The 25940-nt window shown below is 60.8% G+C and carries 27 protein-coding genes and 2 pseudogenes; 20 read left to right on the top strand and 9 right to left on the bottom strand.

Going from position 1 to position 25940, the window contains the following annotated elements:
• Positions 1 to 9: 9 nt before the first annotated feature.
• Positions 10 to 321, bottom strand: a complete 312-nt coding sequence (locus SLT36_RS31495; protein ID WP_432289248.1) for a hypothetical protein — start codon at positions 319 to 321, stop codon at positions 10 to 12.
• A gap of 253 nt (positions 322 to 574) precedes the next feature.
• On the opposite strand from SLT36_RS31495, the gene SLT36_RS31490 reads away from it, so the two are divergent.
• A complete protein-coding gene (locus tag SLT36_RS31490) occupies positions 575 to 991 on the top strand; it encodes a hypothetical protein (protein WP_432289246.1) in 417 nt (138 codons plus the stop codon).
• 88 nt (positions 992 to 1079) lie between these two features.
• On the opposite strand, the gene SLT36_RS31485 is transcribed toward SLT36_RS31490, so the two are convergent.
• Together SLT36_RS31485 and SLT36_RS31480 are read right to left on the bottom strand one after the other, a co-directional pair.
• The gene (locus SLT36_RS31485; protein ID WP_432289244.1) at positions 1080 to 1451 is read right to left on the bottom strand and encodes a helix-turn-helix domain-containing protein; all 372 of its coding nucleotides are present in this window, start codon (positions 1449 to 1451) and stop codon (positions 1080 to 1082) included.
• Positions 1452 to 1460: 9 nt separating this feature from the next.
• Positions 1461 to 1655: a type II toxin-antitoxin system RelE family toxin gene (locus SLT36_RS31480; RefSeq protein WP_432289243.1), complete on the bottom strand. Its 195-nt coding sequence runs from the start codon at positions 1653 to 1655 to the stop codon at positions 1461 to 1463.
• Here SLT36_RS31480 and SLT36_RS31475 point away from each other — a divergent pair.
• The 3 genes from SLT36_RS31475 (at position 1570) to SLT36_RS31465 (ending at position 4648) form a co-directional block, all read left to right on the top strand.
• On the top strand, positions 1570 to 2286 hold the full coding sequence (locus SLT36_RS31475; protein ID WP_432289241.1) for an AAA family ATPase: 717 nt from the start codon (positions 1570 to 1572) through the stop codon (positions 2284 to 2286). The two genes, SLT36_RS31480 and SLT36_RS31475, sit on opposite strands and share 86 nt — an antisense overlap.
• Positions 2186 to 2836, top strand: a complete 651-nt coding sequence (locus tag SLT36_RS31470; RefSeq protein ID WP_432289240.1) for a DEAD/DEAH box helicase — start codon at positions 2186 to 2188, stop codon at positions 2834 to 2836. The genes SLT36_RS31475 and SLT36_RS31470 overlap by 101 nt, the downstream gene beginning before the upstream one ends.
• Positions 2837 to 3121: 285 nt before the next feature.
• Entirely contained in the window at positions 3122 to 4648 is a 1527-nt protein-coding gene (locus SLT36_RS31465) for an FAD-dependent oxidoreductase (protein WP_432289239.1), read from the top strand.
• On the opposite strand, the pseudogene SLT36_RS31460 reads toward SLT36_RS31465, so the two are convergent.
• Positions 4601 to 4855 (bottom strand): annotated as a pseudogene (locus SLT36_RS31460) (nucleotidyl transferase AbiEii/AbiGii toxin family protein); the annotation flags it as partial. The gene SLT36_RS31465 and the pseudogene SLT36_RS31460 sit on opposite strands and share 48 nt — an antisense overlap.
• A gap of 263 nt (positions 4856 to 5118) precedes the next feature.
• On the opposite strand from SLT36_RS31460, the gene SLT36_RS31455 reads away from it, so the two are divergent.
• The 4 genes from SLT36_RS31455 (at position 5119) to SLT36_RS31440 (ending at position 8051) form a co-directional block, all read left to right on the top strand.
• A complete protein-coding gene (locus tag SLT36_RS31455; protein ID WP_432289238.1) occupies positions 5119 to 5736 on the top strand; it encodes a TetR/AcrR family transcriptional regulator in 618 nt (205 codons plus the stop codon).
• Complete coding sequence (locus tag SLT36_RS31450) at positions 5729 to 6622, top strand: NAD(P)/FAD-dependent oxidoreductase (RefSeq protein ID WP_432289236.1); 894 nt, start codon at positions 5729 to 5731, stop codon at positions 6620 to 6622. Before SLT36_RS31455 ends, SLT36_RS31450 begins: the two co-directional genes overlap by 8 nt.
• 20 nt (positions 6623 to 6642) lie before the next feature.
• Positions 6643 to 7116 (top strand): methyltransferase family protein, encoded by a 474-nt coding sequence (locus SLT36_RS31445; protein ID WP_432289680.1) that lies wholly within the window; start codon positions 6643 to 6645, stop codon positions 7114 to 7116.
• Between the two features lie 119 nt (positions 7117 to 7235).
• Positions 7236 to 8051, top strand: coding sequence for an oxidoreductase (locus SLT36_RS31440; RefSeq protein WP_432289679.1), 816 nt, complete (start codon positions 7236 to 7238; stop codon positions 8049 to 8051).
• Positions 8052 to 8462: 411 nt separating this feature from the next.
• On the opposite strand, the gene SLT36_RS31435 is transcribed toward SLT36_RS31440, so the two are convergent.
• A complete protein-coding gene (locus SLT36_RS31435; RefSeq protein ID WP_432289234.1) occupies positions 8463 to 8780 on the bottom strand; it encodes a DUF6522 family protein in 318 nt (105 codons plus the stop codon).
• A gap of 98 nt (positions 8781 to 8878) precedes the next feature.
• Between SLT36_RS31435 and SLT36_RS31430 the strand changes: the two genes are divergently transcribed.
• The 3 genes from SLT36_RS31430 (at position 8879) to SLT36_RS31420 (ending at position 12704) form a co-directional block, all read left to right on the top strand.
• Positions 8879 to 9343 (top strand): group III truncated hemoglobin, encoded by a 465-nt coding sequence (locus SLT36_RS31430; RefSeq protein ID WP_432289232.1) that lies wholly within the window; start codon positions 8879 to 8881, stop codon positions 9341 to 9343.
• Positions 9344 to 9390: 47 nt separating this feature from the next.
• Positions 9391 to 9822 carry an RrF2 family transcriptional regulator gene (locus tag SLT36_RS31425; RefSeq protein ID WP_067969310.1) on the top strand — a complete coding sequence of 144 codons (432 nt, stop codon included), beginning with the start codon at positions 9391 to 9393 and terminating at the stop codon, positions 9820 to 9822.
• A 1241-nt stretch (positions 9823 to 11063) separates the two neighbouring features.
• On the top strand, positions 11064 to 12704 hold the full coding sequence (locus tag SLT36_RS31420; RefSeq protein WP_432289662.1) for an HAL/PAL/TAL family ammonia-lyase: 1641 nt from the start codon (positions 11064 to 11066) through the stop codon (positions 12702 to 12704).
• Between the two features lie 83 nt (positions 12705 to 12787).
• On the opposite strand, the gene SLT36_RS31415 is transcribed toward SLT36_RS31420, so the two are convergent.
• A complete protein-coding gene (locus SLT36_RS31415) occupies positions 12788 to 13666 on the bottom strand; it encodes a LysR substrate-binding domain-containing protein (protein WP_432289660.1) in 879 nt (292 codons plus the stop codon).
• A 112-nt stretch (positions 13667 to 13778) separates the two neighbouring features.
• Between SLT36_RS31415 and SLT36_RS31410 the strand changes: the two genes are divergently transcribed.
• The 5 genes from SLT36_RS31410 to SLT36_RS31390 all read left to right on the top strand — a co-directional run bounded on the left by SLT36_RS31410 (position 13779) and on the right by SLT36_RS31390 (position 19905).
• Complete coding sequence (locus tag SLT36_RS31410) at positions 13779 to 15305, top strand: ABC transporter substrate-binding protein (RefSeq protein WP_432289658.1); 1527 nt, start codon at positions 13779 to 13781, stop codon at positions 15303 to 15305.
• 69 nt (positions 15306 to 15374) lie between these two features.
• Positions 15375 to 16046 (top strand): dimethylsulfonioproprionate lyase family protein, encoded by a 672-nt coding sequence (locus SLT36_RS31405; RefSeq protein WP_432289656.1) that lies wholly within the window; start codon positions 15375 to 15377, stop codon positions 16044 to 16046.
• Positions 16043 to 16996: an ABC transporter permease gene (locus SLT36_RS31400; RefSeq protein ID WP_432289654.1), complete on the top strand. Its 954-nt coding sequence runs from the start codon at positions 16043 to 16045 to the stop codon at positions 16994 to 16996. Before SLT36_RS31405 ends, SLT36_RS31400 begins: the two co-directional genes overlap by 4 nt.
• On the top strand, positions 16993 to 17880 hold the full coding sequence (locus tag SLT36_RS31395; protein ID WP_432289652.1) for an ABC transporter permease: 888 nt from the start codon (positions 16993 to 16995) through the stop codon (positions 17878 to 17880). Before SLT36_RS31400 ends, SLT36_RS31395 begins: the two co-directional genes overlap by 4 nt.
• Before the next feature lie 72 nt (positions 17881 to 17952).
• The gene (locus SLT36_RS31390) at positions 17953 to 19905 is read left to right on the top strand and encodes a dipeptide ABC transporter ATP-binding protein (protein WP_432289650.1); all 1953 of its coding nucleotides are present in this window, start codon (positions 17953 to 17955) and stop codon (positions 19903 to 19905) included.
• Between the two features lie 78 nt (positions 19906 to 19983).
• Here the strand turns inward: SLT36_RS31390 and SLT36_RS31385 are convergent, their stop codons facing one another.
• The 3 genes from SLT36_RS31385 to SLT36_RS31375 all read right to left on the bottom strand — a co-directional run bounded on the left by SLT36_RS31385 (position 19984) and on the right by SLT36_RS31375 (position 22151).
• Positions 19984 to 20253: a hypothetical protein gene (locus SLT36_RS31385; RefSeq protein ID WP_432289649.1), complete on the bottom strand. Its 270-nt coding sequence runs from the start codon at positions 20251 to 20253 to the stop codon at positions 19984 to 19986.
• A 656-nt stretch (positions 20254 to 20909) separates the two neighbouring features.
• Entirely contained in the window at positions 20910 to 21314 is a 405-nt protein-coding gene (locus SLT36_RS31380) for a nuclear transport factor 2 family protein (RefSeq protein ID WP_432289647.1), read from the bottom strand.
• A gap of 51 nt (positions 21315 to 21365) precedes the next feature.
• Positions 21366 to 22151, bottom strand: a complete 786-nt coding sequence (locus SLT36_RS31375; RefSeq protein ID WP_432289646.1) for an alpha/beta fold hydrolase — start codon at positions 22149 to 22151, stop codon at positions 21366 to 21368.
• Between the two features lie 128 nt (positions 22152 to 22279).
• On the opposite strand from SLT36_RS31375, the gene SLT36_RS31370 reads away from it, so the two are divergent.
• The 4 genes and pseudogenes from SLT36_RS31370 (at position 22280) to SLT36_RS31355 (ending at position 25917) form a co-directional block, all read left to right on the top strand.
• A complete protein-coding gene (locus tag SLT36_RS31370; protein WP_432289644.1) occupies positions 22280 to 23146 on the top strand; it encodes a LysR family transcriptional regulator in 867 nt (288 codons plus the stop codon).
• Positions 23147 to 23564: 418 nt separating this feature from the next.
• On the top strand, positions 23565 to 23753 hold the full coding sequence (locus SLT36_RS31365) for a hypothetical protein (RefSeq protein WP_432289642.1): 189 nt from the start codon (positions 23565 to 23567) through the stop codon (positions 23751 to 23753).
• A gap of 107 nt (positions 23754 to 23860) precedes the next feature.
• A pseudogene (locus SLT36_RS31360) lies at positions 23861 to 24298 on the top strand (Na+/H+ antiporter NhaA); the annotation flags it as partial.
• Positions 24299 to 24528: 230 nt separating this feature from the next.
• Positions 24529 to 25917 carry a TrkH family potassium uptake protein gene (locus SLT36_RS31355; protein ID WP_432289678.1) on the top strand — a complete coding sequence of 463 codons (1389 nt, stop codon included), beginning with the start codon at positions 24529 to 24531 and terminating at the stop codon, positions 25915 to 25917.
• The last annotated feature ends 23 nt before the right edge of the window (positions 25918 to 25940 follow it).

Raw genomic sequence — 25940 nt, 5'->3', positions numbered from 1 at the left:
ACCCTGACCTCATTGAAGGAGTGGCTTTTTCTCCGATTGAACAATGAACTCGGCAAGACAGCTCAACACGTCCTCGACGATTTCCATTGATGGCCACTTCAGCATGGGCACATTGGAATCTGCGGATCCGAGGATCGGGATGAGCTTGAAGCCCCTGTCGTCTTGGGACCATCCTTCCACCATCACTGTAAACTTCATATTCGGAAACCGGCGTTCAAGCTCGGCGGCCATGTAGACATGGTTAGAGTCAAACCATTCGCCCGAGGGTGGGACGACAATGAACTCTCGGGTTTCGTCGTCTTCCGATTGGATTGGTCTCATTGCGATGCCGTGGCGTTTACAAGTGGGGCTGCGTCATGGCCCTTCCGCCATTGCCATGGCAGGGCAAATGACCCTGCCCACATGCCGCGCCTTCACGCCTGCGCCGCGGCCTCGGCCTCGGCCTCGGCATAGGCGCCGTTGCTGTAGCGAGGCCAGTCGAATGCGTGCCCTGCCTCGACCAAGGTCTCGGCAACTCCTTGCCTCCGGCTGTGCAACGTGCGACGACGCGCCCGTATCTGTCACGGTCGACTTTATGACAGGTGGTCGGCCGAGCCACCTCGAGATTTTGGTCGAGGGCGAACGCGGCAACCTGGCCGCAGCGATACTTCGCGCCGGCGGCGTCAAAACAGAGTTGGCGGCTCTCCGGTGCGTCAATGCCGTTGAGACGGATGCGCTGCCCGTGGATTTCGATGGTGTCGCCGTCAACGACCGAGGCGACGCCGATGATGGGTTCGGCGACGGCAGGGCTTGCTGCAAGGAACGCGGCGAGCACAATTCGCAACCTCATGCGGCCTTTCATGCCAAAGGCGCAATTTCGACAGATACGACACGAACCGTTCCCCTGTTTCGCGAAAATGAGATCGCGACCGATCTTCCGGCGCTCGCCGACTGCATAGTTTTCTGCAGCGGCGGCATTGCGCGTGCCATGGGTACGGTCCCATCCGCATAGGTCGTGACAACACTGTGCGTGATGGGCATCGCGAGTGCGGCAGTGATAAGCGGGTGGTCCTTGGGAATTCCCCTGTTTGACCGGCTCTTTACGCGAGGTCGTCGACGGTAATGCCGAGCGCGGCGGCGATTTTCTTGATCGTCTCGAAGCTGCCGTCTCGGGTGCCAGCCTCGATCTGCGATAGATAGCCGCCACTGATCTCTGCTTTCGCAGCCAGGTCCCGGGCGGTCAGCCCGCGATACTCGCGCCAAACGCGGATCTTGTTCTCGCCATCGATCATGCGATTGACGAACTCAGCCGGGATTAGTTCTTCCTCGCCAGCGGCAAGCTTGCGCTCGAAAGTTCTTGCCGCCTCGATGTCCGCGAGGTCTTCGGCGGATTGGCGCAGTTTGAGATAATCGACCTCGGGCATGATCACGAGGCGCTCGCCCTTTTCAGTAGTGATGACCTGTGCGCTCATCTTGGCCCCCTAGTCGTATGCGCCGCCGCGCGGCGCGATGTAGATGATGGCGATCACGTCGCCAGCTTCTGAGAAGATTACTCGCCAGTCGCCAACCCGAAGGCGGCGGCGGCCATCCATGCCCTGCAACGTCTTTACGTTGTTGGCAAGGCTGGCCGGGTTTTCCGCATACTGCTCGATCTTGCGGGAGGACGGGGAAGCCATTGCCGACGCGGCCTGCCGTCTGGCCGTCATCCTAAATGGCGTTCTCTCCATCCAAGGACCGCCAGGTGCGGGCAAGACCTATACCGGCGGCCGGATGATTCTCGATCTGGTGCGTACTGGCCGCCGCGTCGGGGTTACGGCCAACAGCCACAAAGTGATCCGCAACCTCCTTGATGCCGCGATCCGGGAGGCGGACCTGTGCGGGTTCGACCTGCAATGCCTGCATAAGGTTTCGGAAAAGACGGACTATGTTCCCCACATCGCGTTCACGACCGACAACGGCGAGGCGCTCGCCGGTGTTTTCCCTGTCGTAGCAGGCACCGCCTGGCTGTGGTCGCGGTCAGACGCTTTCGGCGCGGTAGACGTGCTGTTCGTGGACGAGGCCGCGCAGATGTCGCTGGCCAACGTGCTCGCGATCTCGCCCGCCGCGACCAGCGTGGTCCTTCTGGGCGATCCGCGCCAGGTCGAGCAGCCAATGCAGGGATCGCATCCGGAGGGTACGGATGTTTCGGCGCTTGATCGCCTGCTCGATGGGCGGACAGACGATCGGCCCTGGCGAGGGCCTCTTCCTCGACCAGACATGGCGATTGCACCTGGATATATGCCGGTTCACGTCCGAGCTCTACTATGAGGGCCGCCTCCAATCCCGTCCCGGCCTTGAGCACCAGGCCATCCTGATGGACGGCCCGCTTGGCGGGACGGGACTGCGCTATGTTGCCGTCCAGCACAGCGGCAACCAGAGTTCCAGCCCGGAGGAAGCGAACCGCGTGCGGGATTTGGTGAACGGCATCCTTGCTGCAGGGGCACAGTGGCGGGACCGCGACGGAACTATGTCGCTGCTCACCTTGGACGATATTCTCATCATCGCGCCCTACAACGCGCAGGTCTTCGAAATCCAGGAACGCCTGCCGGGCGCGTGCGTCGGTACGGTGGACAAATTTCAGGGGCAGGAAGCCGCCATCGTGATCTACTCCATCACGACCTCCAGCCATGCCGATGCGCCGCGCGGTATGGAGTTCCTCTGCAGCGCGAATCGCCTCAACGTGGCGACGTCGCGCGCCAAGGCCATGTGCATCCTCGTCGCCAATCCGGACGTGTTCGAACCGGAGTGTCGCACGCCCCGACAGATCCAGCTCGCCAACGGCTTCTGCCGATATCTGGAGATGACGGAGGTTCAATGAGCGGCGAATAGGCGCCTTGCCGTTTGACAGGATCGGGGCCGTATCCAGACGGTTCGGTTTTGGCGGCAGTCCGCGAGATAGCTGCCATCCCGGAGCCTGTCTCCCGTAAGCCGGTTGGTCAGCGCATGGTTCCAGGCGCGCATATCTCAATGAATTGCATTCACCTGCAAGCTGAATTCATTTGCCTGCCGGATGGAAAGGCGGAAAACTCCTGGAAGCTGCCCGCTGGGCGAGCCCAGCGCCACCTGATCAACTCCGGCAGCCGCCCTTTCAAGGAGGGAGAAAATGGCCGGCAGTCATTCAGATGCGAGCGGACCCGATCTCGCGCAAGGTATTGCAATAGCCGACCTTCCCGATGGCGGCAGGCTTCTCGGCCATCGTGATGGTGAGCCTGTATTGTTGGTGCGCCGCGGCGAGGAGATTTTCGCTGTCGCCGCTGCCTGCTCGCACTATGGGGGACCGCTGGCCGAAGGCCTCATCGTCGACGAAACCGTCCGTTGTCCCTGGCATCACGCCTGCTTCGACCTGCGCACCGGAGAGGCGTTGCGAGCACCGGCGCTCATGCCTCTTGGCTGTTGGTCGGTCGAGCAACGCGGCGACAGGATAATTGTCGGCGAAAAGCGCAAGAAGCTCTCGCCTGCTCCCCGCGCAGGCGATTCCGGGACTCCGAATAGCATCGTCATTGTCGGCGGTGGTGCCGCCGGGTTTGCGGCCGCCGAGAGGTTGAGGCGCGAGCAATATCAGGGTCCGATCATCATGTTCAGCGATGACGAATCCCTGCCAGTAGATCGGCCCAACCTATCCAAGGACTACCTTGCCGGCACGGCACCAGAGGACTGGCTGCCGCTGCGCAAGGAAGGCTTCTACGCCAAGAACGGTATCGATCTGCGTCTCGGGGCCAAGGTCGCTGAGCTCGATGTCAAGGCGAGCGACGTCGTACTCACCGATGGGACGAGGATGGCTTTCGACAAGCTGTTGCTTGCGACAGGCGCCGAGCCGGTCCGGCTGACCATACCCGGCTCCGACCAGCCCCATGTCCACACCTTACGCTCGCTGGCCGACAGCCGCAGCATCATCGCCCAGGCTGGAACGGCCCGCCGCGCCGTCGTGCTCGGCGCAAGTTTCATTGGCCTGGAGGTCGCCGCTGCCCTTCGGACCCGTGGAGTTGAAGTGCATGTAGTCGCGCCTGACAAGAGGCCGATGGAGCGGGTACTCGGCCCGCAGATGGGCGATTTCATCCGTGCCCTGCATGAGGAGCACGGCGTCATCTTCCACCTTGAGGATACCGCCACGAGCATCGGTGCAAAGAACGTCCATCTACGCAGCGGCCGAACCATCGCCGCCGAGATGGTCGTGACTGGCATCGGCGTGAGGCCGCGGCTGGGTCTCGCGGAAGCGGCAGGTCTTGCCATGGATCGCGGCGTGCTCGTCGACACCTGTCTCGAGACCACCGTGCCGGGCATTTTTGCGGCCGGTGACATCGCGCGCTGGCCCGATCCCCATACTGCTGAAAACATCCGGGTCGAGCATTGGGTCGTGGCGCAACGCCAGGGAGCAACTGCTGCGCTCAACATGCTGGGACACCGGATACCATTTACCGACGTGCCGTTCTTCTGGAGCCAGCATTACGACGTTCCGATCAATTATGTCGGCCATGCCGAAGGATGGGACGCAATCGAGGTTGAAGGCGATATCGCTGCCAGGGATTGCCTCGTGCGGTTCAAGCGTGGCGGACGCACGCTGGCAGTCGCCACCATTTCCCGCGACGGCGAAAGCCTTGCTGCGGAATTGGCGATGGAGCGCGACGTCTAGCGCTTCGGATCGACCCAAGCGCAGCCTTCGTTTCAAGCCCGCCGCATCGCAGACGACATCGCGCGGACTCGCCGGCTCACCGGTTGAGCGCGCCCCAAACTCGAGCATTACGCTCGGCGCGACATATCCCGAACCGGTCGCCGTCGCCTCGTAGTCGATGAACAGCTTGTCGTCTTCGATGCGGATCGCCGCCGACGCCCGTGAAGCCACGCTCGGATGCGCTCACCTGCGCCGGCGTCACCTAGCCGGACGATCGGCGGCTCCTGCCTTGGATCGCTGACGGCGAGGCTTCCTCGGTTGGAATGGCTAATGTGGCGAACGCAGCCGCACCTGTCGCCGCGGCCAGAACGCCGGCCAACATCACAAGATTCCGCTTTCTCATGTCCATCGCCTCGCATCGAATATAGATTGCATTCGCACTCTATATTCGATATAGATGTCGAACGAAATCTAAAAGAAGGAGGCTGACGATGCGGGTAAGTCGCATTCAGGCTGCAGAGAACCGCGAAACCGTAATCAACGTGGCAAGCCGCCTCTTCAGGGAGCACGGCTTCGACGGCATCGGTCTCAAGGATCTGATGAAGGGCGCCGGTCTGACCCAGGGCGCCTTCTACAAGCAGTTCGCATCGAAGGACGACCTGGCCGCGCAGGCGTCCAGGCGGGCGATGGAGCGCGCCTTCAACCGCTTTTCAGCTGCGGCCGCGGAAAATCCCGACGATCCCCTTGGCGCGGCAATCGCGCTCTACCTCAGCACGGAACATCGCCAAGACCGGATGGACGGCTGCCCGGTGGCGGCACTCGGTTCGGATGCAGCCAGACAGGGCGCCGACGTGAAGGCGTCGTTCGAAGCAGGCATCAGGGAATACCTCGAGATGCTCGGCCGTTGGGTTGGCGAAGCTGAGGGCAAGGAGTCCGGCGGCAAGGCCATGGCGATTCTTTCGACAATGGTCGGCGCGATGGTTATCTCGCGCGCAGTCAACGACGAGCAGTTGTCGAAGCAGTTCCTGCAAGCGGCCGGCGAAGCGGTTGCGCGCCAGGCCCAGCCCAACCCCCTCCATCCCCGACACGGAGCTTATCACCATGGATGACGTCATTATCATCGGCGGCAGCTTTGCCGGCCTCGCCGCCGCCCTGCAGCTCGGCCGTGCCCGCCGCAAGGTTATCGTTCTCGATACCGGGCTGCCGCGCAACCGCTTCGCCGGTCATTCGCATGGTCTGCTCGGCCACGATCACAAGCCACCGCTGGACATCCTGGCCGAGGCGCGGCGGCAGCTAGCGCGCTATCCCTCGATCAGGCTCGTCAATGCCCGGGCCGATAGCGTCTCCGGCGCCATCGACGATTTCTCCGTCCTCACTGGCGATGGCGAAAGCCTTGGGGCGCGCCGCCTGATCCTGAGCTATGGCATCACCGACCAGGTGCCTGATGTGCCGGGCTTTGCCGAAGGCTGGGGCACGTCCATCGTGCCCTGTCCCTATTGCGACGGCTTTGAAGTCGCCGGCCAGCATTGGGGCCTCGTCTGGTCCGGCCCGCAGTCGATGAATCAGGTCAGGCTGTTCCACGATTGGACCGACAGGTTGACGGTCTTCGCTGATGATCACGACATTCCGCCCGATATCCGGTCCGATCTGGAGCGTCGCAACACACCTGTCGTCGATGGCCGGATCACCGAGATCGCCCATCACGGGGGGCATGGCGCCACCGTCAAGCTCGATAGCGGCCCCGATGTCGCTGTCGACATCCTGTTCGCGCATCCGCGCAACAAGCCGTCCGCAAGCCTGCATGAATCACTGGGCCTCGTCACGGTCAATACGCCCCTCGGCATCGTCCTCAAGGTTGACGAGCGCCGTGAAACAAGCATGCCCGGGGTCTACGCCGCCGGCGACCTCACCAACTCGCAATTGCCTTCGGTCACCACGGCATCATGGCAAGGCGCGATGGCGGGCATCTTCGCCCAGCAGTCGATGCTGGCTTGACAGCGAAGATGGGGATGAGCATGGCCGTCGAACCGGACAGCGCGGGTGTGCGCTTCCCTCCGCCCTTCGTCTATCTGGGAGCGCTGCTGTTGGGGCTGGCGGCGGAGTGGCTCGTTACCTTGCGCTCCTTCGGCATCGACTGGCGGTTGCTGGTCGCGACGGGCGCGCCGCTTTTCGTTGCCGGCACGGCGATGATGCTTGCGGCGGCTGGGCTGTTCCGGCGGCTGGGCACGAACGTTCGGCCGTCGCAGCCAGCGACCAAAATCGCAACGACCGGTCCTTATAGGTGGACCCGCAATCCCATGTATCTCGGCATGGCGCTTATCTATGCCGGCCTTGCGATCGGCTTCGACGGGCCGATCGCCTTCGCCTTGCTCCCGTTGGTGCTGATCGCAATCCAGACGCAAGTGATCGCTCGCGAGGAGCGCTATCTCGAAGCGAAATTCGGCGACGACTACCGCTGCTACAAGGCCGCGGTTCGCCGCTGGCTCTGACTAATCCGCCGCTGCCGCCTGCGGGGCCGCGAAACCAGCATGCCCCGGCATGGCCGCGGCTCATCTTGAAGGTTGCCAGCCTCTGTTACAGCCAATCGACAAGAAAGGTAATGATCCTCATGAATACGACCAATTCTGGCGTCGCCCTGGTGACCGGAGCATCCTCCGGCATCGGTCTCGCCACCGCCAAAGCGTTGCGGAATGCGGGCTTCCGGGTGTTCGGTACCAGCCGCCGCGCCACGGCGGAGATATCCGACGGCATTACTATGCTGGCCTGTGACGTTACCGACGATGAATCCGTGGCGAAACTGGTCGACCGGGTCCTGGCAGAGGCCAGCCGCATCGATCTGCTCGTCAACAATGCCGGCATGGGCCTGCTTGGAGCCGCTGAGGAATCCTCGACTGCCCAGGCCCAGGCGCTGTTCGACGTGAACGTGTTCGGCGTCCTACGCGTGACCAATGCGGTGTTGCCGATCATGCGGCGCCAAGGGAAGGGCAGGATCGTCAATTTGAGCTCGGTGCAGGGATTCATCCCAGCTCCCTATTTCGCGCTTTATTCGTCGACCAAACATGCCGTTGAAGGCTATTCCGAATCGCTCGACCACGAATTGCGCCCTTTCGGAATTCGCGTCGTGTTGGTCGAGCCGGCCTATACCGGTACATCATTCGAAGAGAATCTCGCAAAGCCGGATCACTTGCTCGGTATCTATGACGCTGCACGCGCTGGCATGACCGCAACCGTGCGGAAGGCGATGGAAAAAGGCGATACGCCCGAAGTGGTTGCCGAGACCGTTTTAGCGGCTGCAACCGATTCCGCTCCGAAAAGGCGCTATGCGGCCGGAAAAATGGCGCGCCAGGTCAGTTTGCTGCGCCGTTTCGTCCCCACGTCCGCATTCGACAAAAGCCTACGCAAACAGCTCGGGCTGCCGGTCTGACGGCGATCAACGAGGTCCTGCTTCGTCCGGCTGGGTTGGACTATAACGGATGTGGAGTCGGAGGGGCGTTTCGTTTGGGGTCACAAGCCCGACGTAAGCATGCGCCGTAGGCCGCCTTGTTGAGAAGCATTTCGGCGTTCAGCTTTTCGCGTTCGTAATCCGTGGAGGGCTCGACACGGCCACGCGACGGGACACAGCCGGCGCACTTTGTCGCGCTGATCGCACCAGCCCTCCTGACTTCCGATGACGGTTCATACGAACATCATGATCACCGCATAGCCGACGGTTACCAGCACCAGACCGGCAACCAGCATCGGCACGAGCGTACTGCCTGAATCTTGATCGTTCATGATTTCATTCCTGCTTCTGAGTGAACGGCGCTTGTTGCAGCTGCGGAGGAGCGTGGTGGTGTCAGTTTGCTGCTGCCGCAGCTTGTTCCAGTTCGAAGGACTCCTCACTGACGATGCGGTTGTCGGCATCGACGATTGCACGCCAGACCGAGTTTCGATTGCGCACGGTCAGGCGCTTTAGGCCCTTGTCGCCATCGATGCCGCACTCCACCCTGCTGGTTACGAGGCCGAGGCGCATTCGTCGTTGAAGTTCGTGCTCTTCAATGGAAAGCCGCTGCGCCAGGAACCTTGGCTCCAGGACATAGTCTCCGCTCTGGTCAGGCTCGAGCTTCATCCGGTTTCCTTCATCGCGGCGATGCTGTGCGACATAAACATACATTGACGATATATGTTTTAATCTGCATCGTGAAGCCTGAACAGACGTCAAAAATTGACGACAAAGGGCCGCACCAGGCTCATTGACGGCGGGAGCCCGGCATGACCGAAGACACAAAACGTGAAACAACGATCGTCATCGACGGTCGCGTGCTGCCCGGACAGCTGGATGAGCAGATAATCCGCGACGTGGTTCATGGCTTCTATGCCGAGATTCGGAGCGACGCCCTGCTCGCACCGCTGTTCAACAAGGCGATTGCGCCGCATGACTGGCCACCACACCTGACGAAAATGTGTGACTTCTGGTCATCTTTGATGCTTCGCACCGGCCGTTACGACGGCCGCCCGCTCTCACCACACCTGACCCTTCCTGGCCTGGGCGAACAGCATTTCCGGCGATGGCTTAGTCTGTTTCGCGCAACCGTCAACAATCTCTGTCCGCCGGAGATCGCGGCGCTGTTCATGGAACGGGCTTTGCGTATCGCGCATTCCTTCCGCCTTGCCCTGGCCCACAATCGCGGTGAAAGCACCTTGACCGTAGAGCCGATCACGGCCGAAAGCCTGTAAGCTGCCGGACAATCGGCAAGCAGGCACGCGGTGAAGGTTGGATCGAAATGAGACTGACGAATTTTTCCGACTACACGCTCAGAATGCTCATGTTTGCGGCGTCGGCGGGGGATCAGCTGTTCACCATCGAAGAGACAGCGCGCGCCTTCGGTGTGTCGAAAACGCATCTCAACAAGGTGGCCAACACGCTGACACGCGCTGGCTATCTTGTCGCGGTTCGCGGCAGATCTGGTGGGTTGAAACTCGGTCGCCGGCCAGAAGACATCCGGATCGGCGACGTCATCCGGTTGACAGAGCCGGATTTCGCACTGGTCGAGTGCTTCGCTACCGGGAACCAGTGCACAATCACACGGTGCTGCAAACTTTCCACCATGCTGCACGATGCGCTGTTGTCGTTCCAGAGCACCCTTGATCGGTACACGCTCGCCGACATCGCGCTGAAGCCCACCGATTTCCTGGGGGACACATCCCGCGCCTAGCGACGTGCCGACATGGGCAGTGCCAGTGATGGCGCAGCCCGGTGTTGGCCGTTGCGACCGGCGGCGGTACGCCCGATTTTTCGCTGCACGCCGAGCACGAGACCGACGGCGACCTGCACTACCCTCACTGCATTTAGCCCGGGGAGGATCTGTGACCGGGCGGTGTCTACGTGAGGATCAGCCCTGCAGGAGGCCATTTGTCCCTAGACTTTGGGGCGCCTCCCGCCTATTCGCACAGTTCGTTCAGGGGGGTGGGGGACCACTGAGGGAGGCAAATGAGGAAAGCCGAAATCAATTCACCTGCTCGTGTGAGCACTGACCCCTTCTATTCCTCTGACTGTCGCCTCGCATTAGAGCCGTCGATCCAAGGCTTGATGGACATGGCCATAAAGGCAGGTTGGACCCCGAACGAAGTCTCCTACACCATCATGATGCTGGGCGTTCAACAGCTCGAGCTTTGTTCCACCGATGAGCAACATCGACTGGACGCCCACTAACGTCACCCGACACCATAAATGGTCGTTCCAAGCAAATAGACCGAGCGCACTTCTTTCCCCCAGGCTGCTCGCGCCTTTAGGCCGTGCGAGCAGAGCCAGGCTCGAGCCTCGGCACCTTGCAGTGAAGTCCGCACGACTTGCTGGTGATCGTGATATCTGCTTTGCTGTCATTTGACCTCGGGGGAACCATGAAATGGCACCAGGCAAGATTGTCTGCCCGATTTGTAGAAATGGGGCCAAGAAGGGGCCCGCTGCGACCGGTGACTATTTGGCTGTCGACTGCACTTCGTGCGGACGCTTTCAAGCTTCCGAATCCTTTCGAGAATCCGCCAAAGCCCAATCAATAGCAGCTCGACGGCACGCGCTTGAGCTGGCGAGGTTGAGGGCCCCGTACGGGGCGATGCCTCACGTAACCACTTACGACATCCCATAGCAGGCGCAGTTTGCAGACCCCTCGCCGGTTTGAGCGCTCAACTGGCGCTGTGGGAACCGTTTGGGCGACCAAGGGGCCGGAAGTTGAACCTCTGCTTCTCGAAGAAGGAGATAGGATAGCAGTCATACCGGTCGTTGCCCGTCAGAGCGTCCGCGAGCTCACAGATGGCGATCAAGCAGTTTCGATAAGCGAAGCGATCGTCACTTCCACAGCACATGAATCTAGTTCAAGCGGAGTTTAGATCTGATCATTTGCAGTCGTTTTTCAGACCTTCAATAGTCCTCCGGCACTCAAACACCAGAGGAAACCAGATGCGAATAAACACCCTTTTCTGCAATGTTGTGAGCGCTTGCCTGCTCCTTTCCAGCACAGCTTTTGCCGATGTCGCCTTGAACGGTCGCGATGCAACGCCTGAGATGATCGTCCGCGTGGCCAATGGCGAGGCAGTTGCAGTGGATGGTGAAAGTCTCGACAAGGTCGCGCGTGCCTATGCCCTCCTTCTGCAAGGAGCAAAGGAAGGACAAGAGATCTACGGCCTGACCGTCGGCGTCGGGTGGAACAAGGACCGCAAGATGGTCGATGCGACGGGCGAGCTTACGCCGGAGCTGATGGAGGTATCGCGCGAATTCAACGAGGGGCTTTTACGTGCCCACTCCGTCGGAGTCGGGCCAGACACCGCCTTGCCCGTCGTGCGGGCTGCTATGGCCGTGCGCCTAAACAACATCCTCACCGGAGGACCGGGCGTCCAACCCCATGTCGCCGAGATGCTCATCGCCTTCCTGAACAAAGGCATCACTCCGATCATGCCGTCTCGCGGCTCGGTCGGCCAGGCTGACATGACGCTTCTCAGCCATATCGGCCTTGCCATGCTCGGCGAAGGCGAAGTCGACTATCAAGGTCGCCGGATGCCGGCGGCCGATGGCTTGAAGGCCGCCGGTATCGAACCGCTGAAACTGTTCGGCAAGGATGGCCTGGCGATCCTGAGTTCCAACGCCTACGCTGCCGGTCTGGCTGCCATTGCCATCCACGATGCTGAGCAGCTGCTTTCAACATCGCGCCTCGTCTATGGGCTCAGCCTCGAGGGCCTAAACGGCAATGTCTCGCCTCTTCTCGAAGACGTTGCCAAGCTTCGGCCCTTCCCCAGCCATATTAGCGCAACGGCCGACCTGCGCGCAGTACTTGACGGCAGCTACCTATGGCAGGCGGATGACAAACGCATCCTTCAGGATCCGCTAAGTTTCCGCACCGCGCCGTATCTGTTCGGCAGCTTCGCCGACAGCTTGGCCCGCACAAAGGCGCTGGTGGAAATCCAGATCAATTCTTCGGACGACAATCCCGGTATCGCGGTGGGCGCCGAGCCCAGGTCTGATCTGGCGCAGGCACGGCGTGGCTATGTCGATGGCGGCGCTGTCCTTCCGACAGCGAACTTCGAGCCGCTACCTTGGGTCGTCGCCTTCGAGGAGCTCGGCATCGTCTTGGCGCACCATACGACAGCATCGTCGGAGCGCGTCCTGAAGCTTAACAATCCGACCCATACGAAGCTGCCGCGCTATCTCGGAACGGAGAGTACACATCACGCCTTTCTCGTGGTCGAAGCACCGCTGATGGCCCTGGCGACCGAGAACCGGGCGCTCGCGCAGCCAACCTCATTCGATTCCCGCCCGATTGCCGGCGGCGTCGAGGATGTCGGAACGAACGCTCCCTTCGTCATGGAACGAGTGCGGGCGCAGATCGACAATAGCTTCGCCATCCTCTCCATGGAGTTGCTGCACGCCGCGCAAGCCGCGGACCTGCGGCTGAAGGAGCATCCGGAACGCAAGCTGGCGTCGGCGACCAAGTCTTTTCACGATGCTTTCCGCCAAAAGGTGCCATTCCTGGATCGGGACCGGTCCATGACCCCAGACATCGCTGCCGGATCGGACTTTCTGAAAGACTATGCACTAACAAACTGAGTTTCGCCGGCAACGCCTCCTGCGGCTCGCAACCTCACGGTTGCGGGCCGTTTGTATGTCCAGGAAACGTCGATGTGGGGCGATCACACCAGGCGCTGGATCCATTGCAGGAACTCGCGGATGGCCTTCTCCCTACCGCGTCGCTCCAAGTGAACGAGATACCACCCGCCGGGCTGCATGACGTCTGAGATGAGCGGCGCCACAAGCGTACCGGCTGCAATGTCGGCCTCGACCAGAAACCGTGGCACGACCACCACCCCCTGGCCATTGATTGCAGCCTCAATGGCGAGCAGGTTGCTGTCGAAGAGCGGTCCTGTCTTTTGCGAGACGCCGGTCAAGCCGACGCTCGCCGCCCATGTTGCTGCGTCTTCCGTGGTTCCGCTGACCGCAAGGAACGAGAAGGAACGCAGGTCCTCCGGCACCTTGATGGCCTGGGCGATGGCAGGGGAACAGACACCGACAAGCCGTTCGCGTCGCAGCAGCGTATATGTCAGGTTCGCTCGGTTTGGTGCGCGCGTGTAGATGAAGCCCATGTCGGCGCGATCGGCGTTGAACTCCCAGTCAAGCAGACCTGCATCGAGGTTCACGGCGATTTCGGGAAACGCCTTCTTGAACGTCTGGAGCCTCGGTATCAGCCAGCGCACGGCCACAGTGACGTAGACCTGGACCGTCAGCGAAGTGGGTGTGTTTTTCTGGCGGATCAGATCCGTTGTCAGCGCGAGCCGGTCCAGTGCATCTTGGACGACAGGATAGTAGACCGCCCCCTGGTCGCTCAACTCCACGCGGCCAGGCAAGCGCACAAACAGCAGCGTTCCGAGATATCGCTCCAGCGAGGCGACCTGGTGGCTGATTGCGGACTGCGTGACCCGGAGTTCTTCTGCCGCCGCCTTGAAGCTCATCAGCCGCGCCGCCGCCTCGAATGCCCGCAACGTCGTCAGGGGAGGCAAGATGCGCCGGACCATGCTTACAAATCCACATGAATTCTACTCATGTAGACTTGATTTCTAATCGTTTGCAAGGCGCCGGACCCATTTTCATACTCGTCCAACAAAACCAAAAAATGGGAACCCGACAATGAAGCATCACCTTCTGAAAAGCACGGCTTTAGCCGTGACAATGGCGGCCTGTTCGCTGTCGGCAACGGTGGCTTTTGCGCAAGAAGGTTGCGTTCGTGTACTCGGCTATGAGTCTGACGGCGAAAAACAGACCATGGATCCGGCCGCCCTCATCGGCACGGACAGCGTCTACCATATCCGCGCCATCTACGAGCCGCTGGTTGACCGCAACAACACCATGCAGCCGATGCCGGCGCTGGCCGAATCTTGGGAATCCAATGCCGACGCGACGGACTGGACATTTCACTTGCGGAAGGGCGTGAAATTCCACGACGGCTCCGATTTCGATGCTAAGGACGTGGTCTATTCCTATCGCCGTCTGCTCGATCCGGCCGTCTCGCCGGGCGGCTTTTCCACGCTCGCTTTCCTGGACCCGAATGGCATCACCTCCATCGACGACCATACGGTGCGCTTCAAGTTGAAGCAGCCCGTGGTCGAACTGCCGATGCTGATCGCAACCAAATATGCGCTGATGGTGCCGGAGGGCGCCAAATCGGAAGACTTGCGCGTCAAGGGTAACGGCACAGGCCCCTTCATGCAGGAAACCTTTACCGTCAACGGCGCGATACGCGTCATGCGCCGCAACCCCGGTTACTGGCGCGCCGGCCTGCCGAAGGCGGAATGCCTGGAGATCACCACGAGCCTGGAGCCGACTTCGCGTCTTTCGGCGCTGCTGTCAGGCACGGTCGACCTGTCGCTGACGGTAGATCCTGCAAGCCTTATCACTCTAAAAAACAATCCTGCCGTTCAACTGGTGGCAACTCCGGGCGCAACGTCTCTGTACCTGGCGGTGTGGACAGACACGCCGCCCTTCGACAACCTCAAGGTCCGCGAGGCGATGAAACTGGTGATGGACCGCCAGAAGATCCTGGATACCGTGCTGCTCGGCTATGGAGAAGTAGGTGCCGATACGCCGATCCCGCTCTCCTCGCCGCTTGGCCTCGGCACACCCGCAAAGACAGCGGATGTCGAAAAGGCAGCAGCCCTGCTCACCGAGGCCGGCCACCCCGACGGCATCGATTTCGATCTCTACACTTCGGATTCCTATCCCGGCATGATGCTGCTTGCACAAGTTTATGCCCAGATGGCCGCACCAGCTGGTATTCGCGTCAACGTCATCACATCACCAGCCGAAGGCTACTGGGATACGATCTGGCTGAAGAAGCCGGCTGTTATCTCCTACACCAGCGCCCGCCCGCCTGCCGAAGCTCTGACGCTGTCGCTGAGCAGCAAGTCCGAGTGGAACGAAACGCATTGGAAACGCGACGATTTCGACGCGCTTGTCGTCAAAGCAGGCCAGACAGCAGATGAAACGGCGCGCAATGAACTCTACCGCGAAGCGCAGCGGGTGGTCGCCGACGAAGGCGGCATGATCCTGCCAGTCTTCACATCCGTTGTCGCAGGTTTGCGCAAGGGCTGCGCCGGCTATCAGCCGAATGTCGACGTAAACCGCATCGACTATGCCGAGCTGACCTGCAGCCGGTAAAGCGTCCTCTCCTCCTCCCAGGACACTCGCATCCACGGGGCAGGTCGCCCCGTGGAAGAGGATAAGTGTATGACGACTTCCGCCCTGATCACGTTCCTCACTTGCTTTGCCGAAGCGCTCGATCGAGATGCGCGAGGCGTGTCGCAATCCCACGCCGCCAGGCTGCGCCAGCTTGCGAAACGATTGCCACCGATGAACGACGCTTCACCGGGTCGCGTACCGATACAGGCAGCCTGCGAGGCAGAATTGGCATCCCATGCGGCACAGTCGCCACTTGCCCAGGCGCTTACGGCCCTGCTGCCGGCAATCCACGTGACTCGCAGCAAGAGCTATCTCGCCAACCCGCCCAGCAACGATTTCGGTGAGAACTACGGCTATGGCGTCATCTGCGGCCCTGATGGCGGACCGCCGGCGCTGATCAAGGACCCTGATATCGCCTTCGGGTTGATGTTTCTGGGACCAAGAACCCACTATCCGCTACATCATCACCCGGCTGATGAACTCTACTACACTGTCACCGGCCCTTCCTACTGGCGGACGGGCGTAGCGGACTGGACCAGGCGGGGCATCCACGAAATCATCCACCACCCGTCATGGCTGCCCCATGCTACGCTTTCGGAGGAGCGGCCTCTCGTGCTTCTTTATGTCTGGGAGGGCGACCTCGAGACCGATGCGGCCTTCATCCCCGATGCCGTGACGGCGGATGCCGCCCCTACTTCCGTGGGATTGGATGCGACATGAGCGTTTTTCGCCTCCTCGCCGGCCGAATAATGTTTTCGGCCCTGACGCTGCTTCTCGTCTCGATCCTGATCTTCCTGATCCTTGAGGCTCTTCCCGGTGACGTCGCCACCCGTATCCTCGGCCGCGATGCCACCGCCAAGGCACTGGAAGTTCTGCGCGGCCAGCTTCATCTGGACCAGTCTGCTCCCATCCGGTATTTCCACTGGCTAGGCGACTTCCTGCGCGGCGATCTCGGCGTGTCGATCGCCACTGGCCGACCGATCGCCGATGTTCTCGCCCCCCGCATCGTCAATACTCTCCTGCTTTCGCTCTTTGCCTTTGCGATCTATCTCGTGCTTGCACTTGTTCCCGCAATCATTCAGGCCACGAACCGCGGCAAGGTCGTCGACCACGTCATCTCGGTCATCACGCTCATCCTGCTGTCGCTGCCGGATTTCCTGCTCGCCACGATCCTGCTCTTCGTCTTTGCAGTCGCGTTGCCGATCCTGCCTGCTTTGGCGACGATCTCGGAGGCCAGCACATGGCAGGAGACGCTACGCGCAATGGTCCTGCCCGCCGTCACGCTCGCCATCATGATGGCGGTCTATGCCATCCGGGTCTTGCGCGACAGCCTCATCGAGGTGCTGCGCTCCGACTATGTGCGCCTCGCAGAACTCAAGGGCCTGCGCCCGCGCACCGTGCTCTTCCGCCATGCCCTGCCGAACGCCATCGTGCCGGCGCTTAATGTCACCGCACTCAATCTCGGCTTCCTGATTGGCGGCGTCGTAATCGTCGAGCGAGTGTTTTCCTATCCCGGCTTCGGCACGCTGCTTATCGATGCGCTCCAACTGCGCGATGTTCCCTTGATCAAGGCGACTGTGATGATCAGTGCTGCCGTCTATGTCATCGCCAATCTTTTGGCCGACGTTCTGGCTGTTCTGCTCCAACCACGTCTCAGGACAAGCCGATGAGCACGATAGCGTCCAATCCATCGAGGCGGTTCGCCCGGTTCAGTACCGAGCGCTGGCATGCCGCACCCGGCCCGTTCAAGGTTGGTGCGGTCATCCTTGCCGCCCATGTGCTCTTTGCCATTGTCGGTTTTTTCTGGACCCCTTACGGCTTTGCCGAAATGGGAGCGGGACTGCCGCTTTCGGGCGCATCCTTTCAGCATCCGATGGGCCTTGACCAAATCGGTCGCGACGTCTTCAGCCGTTTCATGCACGGAGCACATATCGTGCTTTTGCTCGCTTTTGCAGGCACGATCCTGGGCATGGTCGCCGGCACCACTCTGGGCCTGCTTTCGGGCTATATGGGCGGCTGGTTCGACGAGATTGCCCAGCGCATCGTCGAAGCAATGATCAGCATCCCATTCTTGGCACTTGCGCTGGTGATGATCATCGCCGCAGGCCCCGCACTTGCCGGGGAGCCAGTGTTGATCGTGCTCGTCGTCGGCCTGGTCTATGCCCCGCGCATAGCCCGCATCGCGCGCGCGGCCGCCATGGAAATCGCGACGCGTGAGTATGTTGCGGTGGCAGAACTGCGAGGCGAAGGCACATGGTCCATCGTCTTCCGCGAAATCCTTCCCAATGCAGCCAACGTGCTGCTCGTCGAGTTCTCATTGCGTCTCAGCTATGCCCCGATCCTCATTGGAGCCCTCGGCTTCCTCGGCTTCGGCATTCGCCCACCGACGCCGGAATGGGGCCTCATGATCAGCGAAAATCGCAATCTGCTGATCGCCTCTCCGGTGACTGTGTTCGGGCCTGGCTTGGGCCTCGCATCCCTCGTCATCGGCTTCAACCTGTTCACCGATGGCCTTTCGCGGATGCTTGGCCAGCGGTCCGTAGGGGGAGCGTAAACTATGAAAAACCTCATCGAAGTCCGCAATCTCAACATCGCCTATGGTGGCAAGGCCGGCTGGACCAACGTGGTGCAGGACGTTTCCTTCGAGATCGCCCGCGGCGAAGCCTTCGGGCTCGTTGGCGAATCCGGCTGCGGCAAATCCACCGTCGCTTACCGCCTGCTTGGCTACGGCACCATCAACAGCCTGGTGCAGACCGGCGAGGTCGTGTTCGACGGCATGGATCTGCTCAAGCTTGATACCTCCGCACTGACCCGCCTGCGTGGCAACCGTATCGCGCTCGTTCCGCAGAACCCGACAACCTCGCTCAGTCCGGGCATGCGGGTCGGCTCGCAGATCCGCGAAATGATAGCGACACACCGGGCACTGCCTGACGGCATGAGCATGGAGCGCCGCGTCGTCGAACTCTTTGCCCTGGTCGGCCTGTCCGACGTGAGCCATCGCTACCCGCACGAACTCTCCGGCGGCCAGCAGCAACGCGTGGCCATCGCCATGGCTGTCGCCTGCAATCCGGACCTGCTCGTGCTCGACGAGCCGACCACCGGCCTCGACGTCACCACCCAGCGCCAGATAATCCAGCTTCTCTGCGATCTGCGAGCAAGCATCGGCATGGCCATGCTCTACGTGACGCACGATCTGGCGCTGCTCGCCCAGATCGCCGACCGGGTGGGCGTCATGTATGCTGGCCAACTCGTCGAGGTCGCGCCCTGCAACGAGTTGTTGGCTGCGCCTGCCCATCCCTATTCCCGTGGGCTCATCGCCTCGATCCCGACCGTAGACGGAACCGACAGACAGGCGCGGGGCCTGCGCGGTGTGCTGCGTCGTGACCAGATCTCCACCGGCTGCAAGTTCGAACCGCGCTGCGATTTCGCATCGGGGCCGTGTCGCACCACGCCGCAGGTTCTGCAGCCGGTCGGCGATGTGCGATCCGTTGCCTGCATGAAATGGCAAGAGGCCGTGGTGCCGCAAACGCCGGCTGCAAAGCAAAGTCGGGGCGTCGAAACCACGAGGCAAGACAGACTGCTTTCGGTCAGCGACTTGAACCTGTCTTATCGAAAGCCTAGCGTTTTCGACAGGTTCTTCGGAAAGTCGATCCCTCCCGTCGTGCGCGATATCGACCTCGAATTGCGCGCCGGTGAGGTGGTCGCGCTCGTTGGGGAATCCGGCAGCGGCAAATCGACGATTGCGCGCGCAATCAGCGGTCGCCTGCCGCAACAGTCGGGATCGGTCAGCCTAAACGGGGACCAGTTGGCCCCGGCGCTGAAAAGCCGTTCGGTCGAGCAGTTGCGCCAGATCCAGTATATCTTCCAGAACCCGGATGCGTCGCTGAACCCCCGTCGCAGTATCCGGGCGATCCTCGCACGCCCGCTGGATCATTTCGGGATCGAGACAAACGAGAAGGTTCTCGCGGCCGTATTGGACAACGTTGGCTTGCACGCGGGTTATCTCAACCGGTTTCCCGACCAGCTTTCTGGTGGTGAGCGCCAACGCATTGCCATCGCCCGCGCGCTGCTGGTCAATCCCAAACTACTGATCTGCGATGAAATCCTGTCAGCACTCGACGTCTCGGTGCAGGCCAGGATCGTCGAGCTGCTGCGCTCCCTCAAGGAAAAGCACGCGGTTGCGATGCTCTTCATCTCACACGACCTCGCCGTCGTGCAGCAGCTCGCCGATCGGGTTGCAGTGCTCTATCGCGGTGAGATCATGCAATTGGCCGATACCGGCACGCTGCTTGGCGGTTCGCTCCACCCCTATACCGAAATGCTGCTCGACGCCGCCCCCGGCCTCAGCAAGGATCACTACGTCTCCCATCCCCCCGCCTTTCCGACGTCACGGGCGGTGCCGGGCATCGGCTGCCCGCTCGTCGGCCGCTGTCCCCGCCAGGTCGGAAGCGACTGCGCCGAGACGCGGCCGCCGGTTCGCCAAATCGGCAGCGGCTACATCCGCTGCCACGTTCCGGTCGACGAACTGGCATCTCGTACAGTTCGTCCGGGTCTGAAGCCCTTGAGCGTTGAAACTTAACTGGTCTGGATTGCCCTGACCCGGAAGGCACGACCCAGGCGAAAGGTCCAATCAGTATCGAGCTGATCACTGGAACACCTAGCAGGCTGTTGAAGAAGTATCCCGCTTGGCCTTGAGGATTGCCTTATCGCCGTTGTGATAGGCGAAAGTGATCTCGATGGAGCCGTCATCGAGCAATTCGGCATGGCCGTCGCCAATGATCTCGTCCATTTCGTCGAAACCGGCCCACGAGAAGAAGACCATGGACGGGCTGTAGCCGAGATCCAGGGTCGCCTGCATGGCGCCGAAGGCGATTTCGCCATGGTTGGCGGCACCGATGGTGATCATGGCGCCTCGATGATGCGCCATCGGCCGATCGTTTGGCAATTCGCTGGAGCATTCATGTCGCGCCTGCCATCAGTCTGGCATCCGGGTCGACAATCGCAAATAGACCGAGCCGCCATTGGCGTCCCTGAGCCAGTCGGCCGGACCCTTTGTATTGTCGTCGGCGCGCTGGATGTAGTCGAACGCAAACCTCGTCCGAGAAGAAGGCGGCTGTTGTGAAAGGTTCGCTGGAACGGGTGATCGCATCGTTGACCTCGCAGAAACAGGCTATTATCGCCCTCACAGAGGGCGACAAAGCGTACTTTGATGAGATAGCCACACGGCTTAATGATTTGAAAGCCGCCTTGGGCTTTCAAAGAAGGTCTCTGCGTAGGCACTAGGAAGGCAGAGACAGGCTGGCATATGAGCAAGAACCGCGCTGCTCGTATGAAATTACACAGTAATTACAATCGTGTAAGAGTGCCCAGTTTCATCTCGTCGGGCGCGGCGCGCCGAGCAATGATGACAACTACGTCTCTCTATAGCCCTCCAACGCCCTCTAAACCGGGGCGGTTCAGTTGCCTCCTTAGTCAACTCTGCACACTGTCAACTACTACCTGCGCGTTGTTTACGTCTTGACCGAGAACCTCCCCCCCCCAAAAAGCTTTGATTCAGGGGGGAGGATGGATACGTGCCGTCCGTCAGCCGAAGATAGCCTTTGTCAGTTCGGTGTCCATGTATTCGCGGATAGTCTTGATCTTGCCATCCTTCAGCTTGAGCACGATGCCGTACTGGTTGTTGTAGTCGCGCCCGTCCCTGGTCCGGGATTCGCCCAGGGCTTCGACAAACACCTGATCGCCCTCGGCTATGGCGTTGAGCACGGTGATCCTGATCGGGCCGTCCAGCACCTCAAGCAGCGCCGGGACGTAGTTCTCCATGATATCCGCCAGACCGTTGTAGGTGCCGGTGAAGATGTGGTTGCCGTAGTAGGTAATCGTCACGTCGTCGCTCATCGCGCCGAGGTAACCGGACACGTCGCCCGCCTTGAGCGATGCATAGGCATCGAGCACGATCCGCTTGTTGGTTTCGCTGGTGTTGGTCGTCATGGTCTGTCTCCTGGTTTCGAAATCGGGTTGCAGGGTTGGGGGCGCGCGCGGCTACTTTGTCCCGGGCGCGCCGTGCCGGGCGGCTTCGTCGATGACATCGGCGATGACTTTGGGCTGCGTCATGAAGAGCGCGTGGCTGGCGCGCACTTCGGTGATCCTCGCGCCGATGCGCCGGGCCATTGTGTGCAGCATCCCTTCGCCGAACGCCTTGTCCTCGGTTGCGATCACCGCCCAACTCGGCCGCGTGCGCCACGCGGCGTTGGTCAGCCGCTCGCCGAACGCCGACATGGCTATCGGCACTTGCGCATCACGCATGAAGGCGGCGTCGGCATCGCTGGCATCGGCGGCGAAGGCAGTCTTGAAGGCGTTCGCGTCGATGAAGCCGAAGCCGTCAGGCCGTGTGTCGAGCACGAACTCGGTGGCCGCCGGGTGGCCTTCGTATTGCTGCGCGATGGTTTCGCCCGCATCGGGCGCCAGCGCCGAGACATAGACCAGACTGGCCACTTTGGGGTGCACGCCGGCCTCGGTGATCACCGTGCCGCCCCAACTGTGACCTACCAACACGGCGGGGCCATCCTGCCGGTCCAGCACTCGGTTGGTCGCGGCGACATCGTCGGCCAGCGAGGTGAGCGGGTTCTGTACCACGGTGACGCGGTAGCCGCGCCCGGTCAGCTCGTCGTAGACGCCGCGCCATCCCGAACCGTCGGCGAAAGCGCCGTGGACGAGGACGACATTCTTGACGGGTGCCGCTGCGGGCTGGGCCGCTGCGGAACCGGCAATTCCCACGGCGGCGATTGCGCCGAGGGCAGAGGTAACGATGCTGTGTAGGTCGGTCATGGCAAATCTCCTTTCGAGGGCCCGGCGCCTGTCGCCGGGTTGGCTCTTGAACGAGATTTACCGTTCCAAATTACGCTACACTAGATTGCGGAAATGCGTTACAGTGTTGCAATATCAGGAACGAAGCGATGTTCGATCTCGAGGACTTACGGATATTCGTGGAGGTGGCGGACGCTGGCGGGGTCACGCCCGCCGCGCGGCGGCTGGGGCTGTCCAAGTCAATGGTCAGTCGCAGCCTGTCGCGGCTGGAGCAGGAACTCAGCGCCCAACTGCTCTCCCGCTCCACGCGCGGCGCTTCGCTCACTGAAGCCGGCATTGCCTTTCGCGAGCATGCACTGCGGATCGGCGCCGAGCTGGACGCGGCCCGCGAGGCGATTTCGCCCCACGGCGACCTGTGCGGGCGCCTGCGTATTTCCGCGCCGCTCTCGCTGGGGACGTCTTTTCTCGCCCCCACGCTGGCCGAACTGGCGCGACGCAACCCGCGACTGCAGGTGCATACGGATTACTCCGACCGCTTCGTCGATCTGGTGGGCGAGGGGTTCGATGCGGCGATAAGGGTCGGCTACCTGCCGGATTCGAGCCTGATCGCACGCAAGATCGCGCCGGTCACCGGCAGCTTCGTTGCCAGTCCTGCATACATTGCTGCACATGGCGCGCCGGAAACGCCTGAAGACATGGTGCACCACGAGGCTCTGATGCAAGGCAACGAGCCCTGGCGGTTCGTGCGGGACGGCAAGCCCGTGACTGTAGGCGTGAAAGGCCGCTTCAAGGCCAACAGCGGCGAGGCGCTGGTCGCCGCAGCACTCGCCGGGATCGGCATCGGCATGGAGCCCGCCCTTCTGATCGAAACGCACCTCGTCTCGGGCGCGCTGGTCGAAGTGCTGGCGGACTACCGCCCGGCGGAGGCCGGCCTTTACGTCCTGCGCCCGCCCGGCGAATTCGTCCCGCTCAAGGTTCGGGCATTGGTGGAAATTATGGTGGAACTGTTTGGGTGATCGCTCACTAGCTCTTCGGCGGGCTACGTCACTCTTGCCGAGCAGGCACCCGATGGGAGCCTCTATCCCATGCCGGTCCTGTCCTGCTGAAACCGGGCTCCTGCCCGTTCGTGAAACCGTCCCGCCCGACGCGGCTCGGCGATCCTTTCGCTTGGTGGATGCTACGAATCACTCACACCCTGCCCGGCGGGGATATCGCAGATTTCGTGATTTACCCGATATGCGTCATGGCACTGATTGCCTTTGGGAGTGGTGGGCGTCGCCGTCAGGCTGTTTGCCGGATAGCGAACTCACTTTCATCTCATGGTGCAGCCCCCAGGATTGAAGATTGAACAGCTAGCTCCAACGTAGCAATCCCCACTTCGGGATCGTTTTGGCACGGTCGAGCGTTCCTCTATGTCGCCTATAGGAGGTTGCCATGATCAATCATGCTGAGCACCAACTCGACATAGAGGATTTGTTGAAAGAGCCTGAGGGTGACTACAGTGCCCACGCCTTGGCTCACAAATATCGTTTGTCGCTGGGACACGCCGTCGCCCTTATCAAGATTCATGGTCCATCCCGCACCAAGCTCGACGCGATACTGGCACTGCCACGCTATCCTTAATGCGAGGGGCGTCTATTTCGACGCTGGTCGACGAGCGCCAGCACAAGGCGAGCCGCCCGCCACCGAGACAGCCTCGACATTGAGAGGCTGTGATCCCCATGGGGATTTCTAGCACCCCCCTCTATCGGCTGCATCATGCATTGAGCCCTTGGGTCGCATATCTTGTCGTTCCGATATTCGGGTTTGCGAACGCTGATGTGTCATTTCCTGAATTTTCTCTATCCTCTGTATTCAATCCGGTGCCGCTGGGGTCAGCGCTCGGCCTGTTCTTGGGAAAACAGGTTGGGATATTCACTTTCGCCTGGCTTGCCATCAAAGCTGGCGTTGCGGAGCTACCTCGGCATGCTTCATGGTTGCATCTCTATGGGGTGGCCGTACTGTGCGGCATAGGGTTCACCATGAGTCTTTTCATTGGCTTCCTAGCATACCCAGAGTCGGAAACGCTTCAGACGGAGACCAAGGTTGGCGTCCTTCTCGGCTCGCTTTTCTCTGGGGCAGTCGGCTGGGCGGTGGTGCGCTTCACCTCCGCAAAACCGCCCACTTAAAGCATTCCACAGTTAATGGACGCACCAGATTTTGGATCTTCTGGATGACGAATATGTCGGAGAAGACAAGAACACCTATCCGGCGATGGTTTGTCATCGAGTTGTTGTTCATTTGACCCGCCGATGCTACGATCAATTGTCTAAATCGCTGGGCGTGACGTGTGAATAGAGACTCTGGCCGCGCCGCAATCTATGTGTCAGCCGTGTTTGCCATTTACCTGGCGGCGGCAATGTTGCTGCCTGCGGCCGTAGACTTGTATTACAACCACGAGGACTGGCAGGTATTTGTTTGGTCAGCCGTCATCACTGGAGGTGCCGCGTTAGCAGTCGCGTTGGCGACACATGGCAATGTTCCACCAGCCTCCACCCGTTTTGGTTTCCTGCTGGTCAATTTGTTATGGCTTACTATGGCGGTGGCTGGAGCCCTGCCGTTGTTCATTTCGTCGCTTCAGCTGAGCTTCGCCGACGCTTTTTTTGAGTCAGTCTCCGCTATAACCACAACTGGCTCGACTGTCATTACTGGCCTCGACCACAGGCCGCCAGGCGTGCTGCTGTTGCGGTCAATACTGCAATGGATGGGTGGTCTAGGCGTGATAGCACTGGGTCTCTTTCTATTGCCTTTCCTAAAGGTCGGCGGCGTCGCCTATTTCAAGATCGAGTCATCCGACATCGAAGACAGGCCGTTCGAGCGTTTCGCAACGTTCGCTGTCAGCCTGATAGCTATTTACGCAACGTTGACGCTGACTTGTGGACTCTCGTACCTCATGGCAGGGATGACGGGCTTCGATGCGCTGAACCACGCCATGACAACCATGTCGACTGGCGGGATGTCGACCCACGACGCATCGTTTGGCCAGTTCGCAAGCTCTCCGCACATACTGTGGATAGCCACAATCTTCATGTTCATCGGCGGGCTGCCGTTTTCGATTCTGATACTGTTTGCTATTCGTGGGCGTTACGATGCACTTCGCGACCCCCAGATTCGAGTGTTTGCCGGATACTGTCTCGTTTTTGCCGTCGCCGTCGCAGTCTATCTGAGCAGGGGTTCTCAAAGGCCTTTCTTCGAAGCCTTGACGCACTCCGCTTTTAATTTCGTATCCGTGATCACTACAACGGGTTACGCCTCCAGCGATTATTCCGCGTGGGGTCCATTTGCCGTGGCCTGCTTTTTCGTAGCGACCTTTCTTGGTGGCTGCTCCGGATCGACAGCGGGCGGTATCAAGGCCTATCGGTTCCTTGTTCTCTACGAAATGACGGTCAATGGCTTACGGAGGTTGGTTTATCCAAGTGCCGTCATTACCATCCGCTATGCCGACCGTGTCGTCGACGCCGAGATGCAGCGGGCCGTCGTGCTGTTCATCTCGGCCTTTTTTATGATTTGGGGGATCGTCGTCGTTCTGCTCGGCGCTACCGGGCTTGATCTCGTTACCGCGATCACGGGCTCTCTGACTGCCCTGACCAATGTCGGCTCAGGCATGGGCGACATTATCGGTCCGGCGGGCAACTTTGCGTCGTTGCCGGCCGCATCCAAGTGGGTCCTGTCGGCAGCCATGCTCCTCGGAAGGCTGGAAATTCTCGTTGTCTTAGTGGTGTTCACTCCAACCTATTGGCGCAACTAACCAGGGTGGTCACGCGGAGCTTG

It is taken from the genome of Aminobacter sp. BA135, from assembly GCF_050859125.1.
Lineage (GTDB): Bacteria > Pseudomonadota > Alphaproteobacteria > Rhizobiales > Rhizobiaceae > Aminobacter > Aminobacter ciceronei.
The sequence above is the reverse complement of the archived record's forward strand: the minus strand, read 5'-3'. Positions and strand labels throughout refer to the sequence as shown.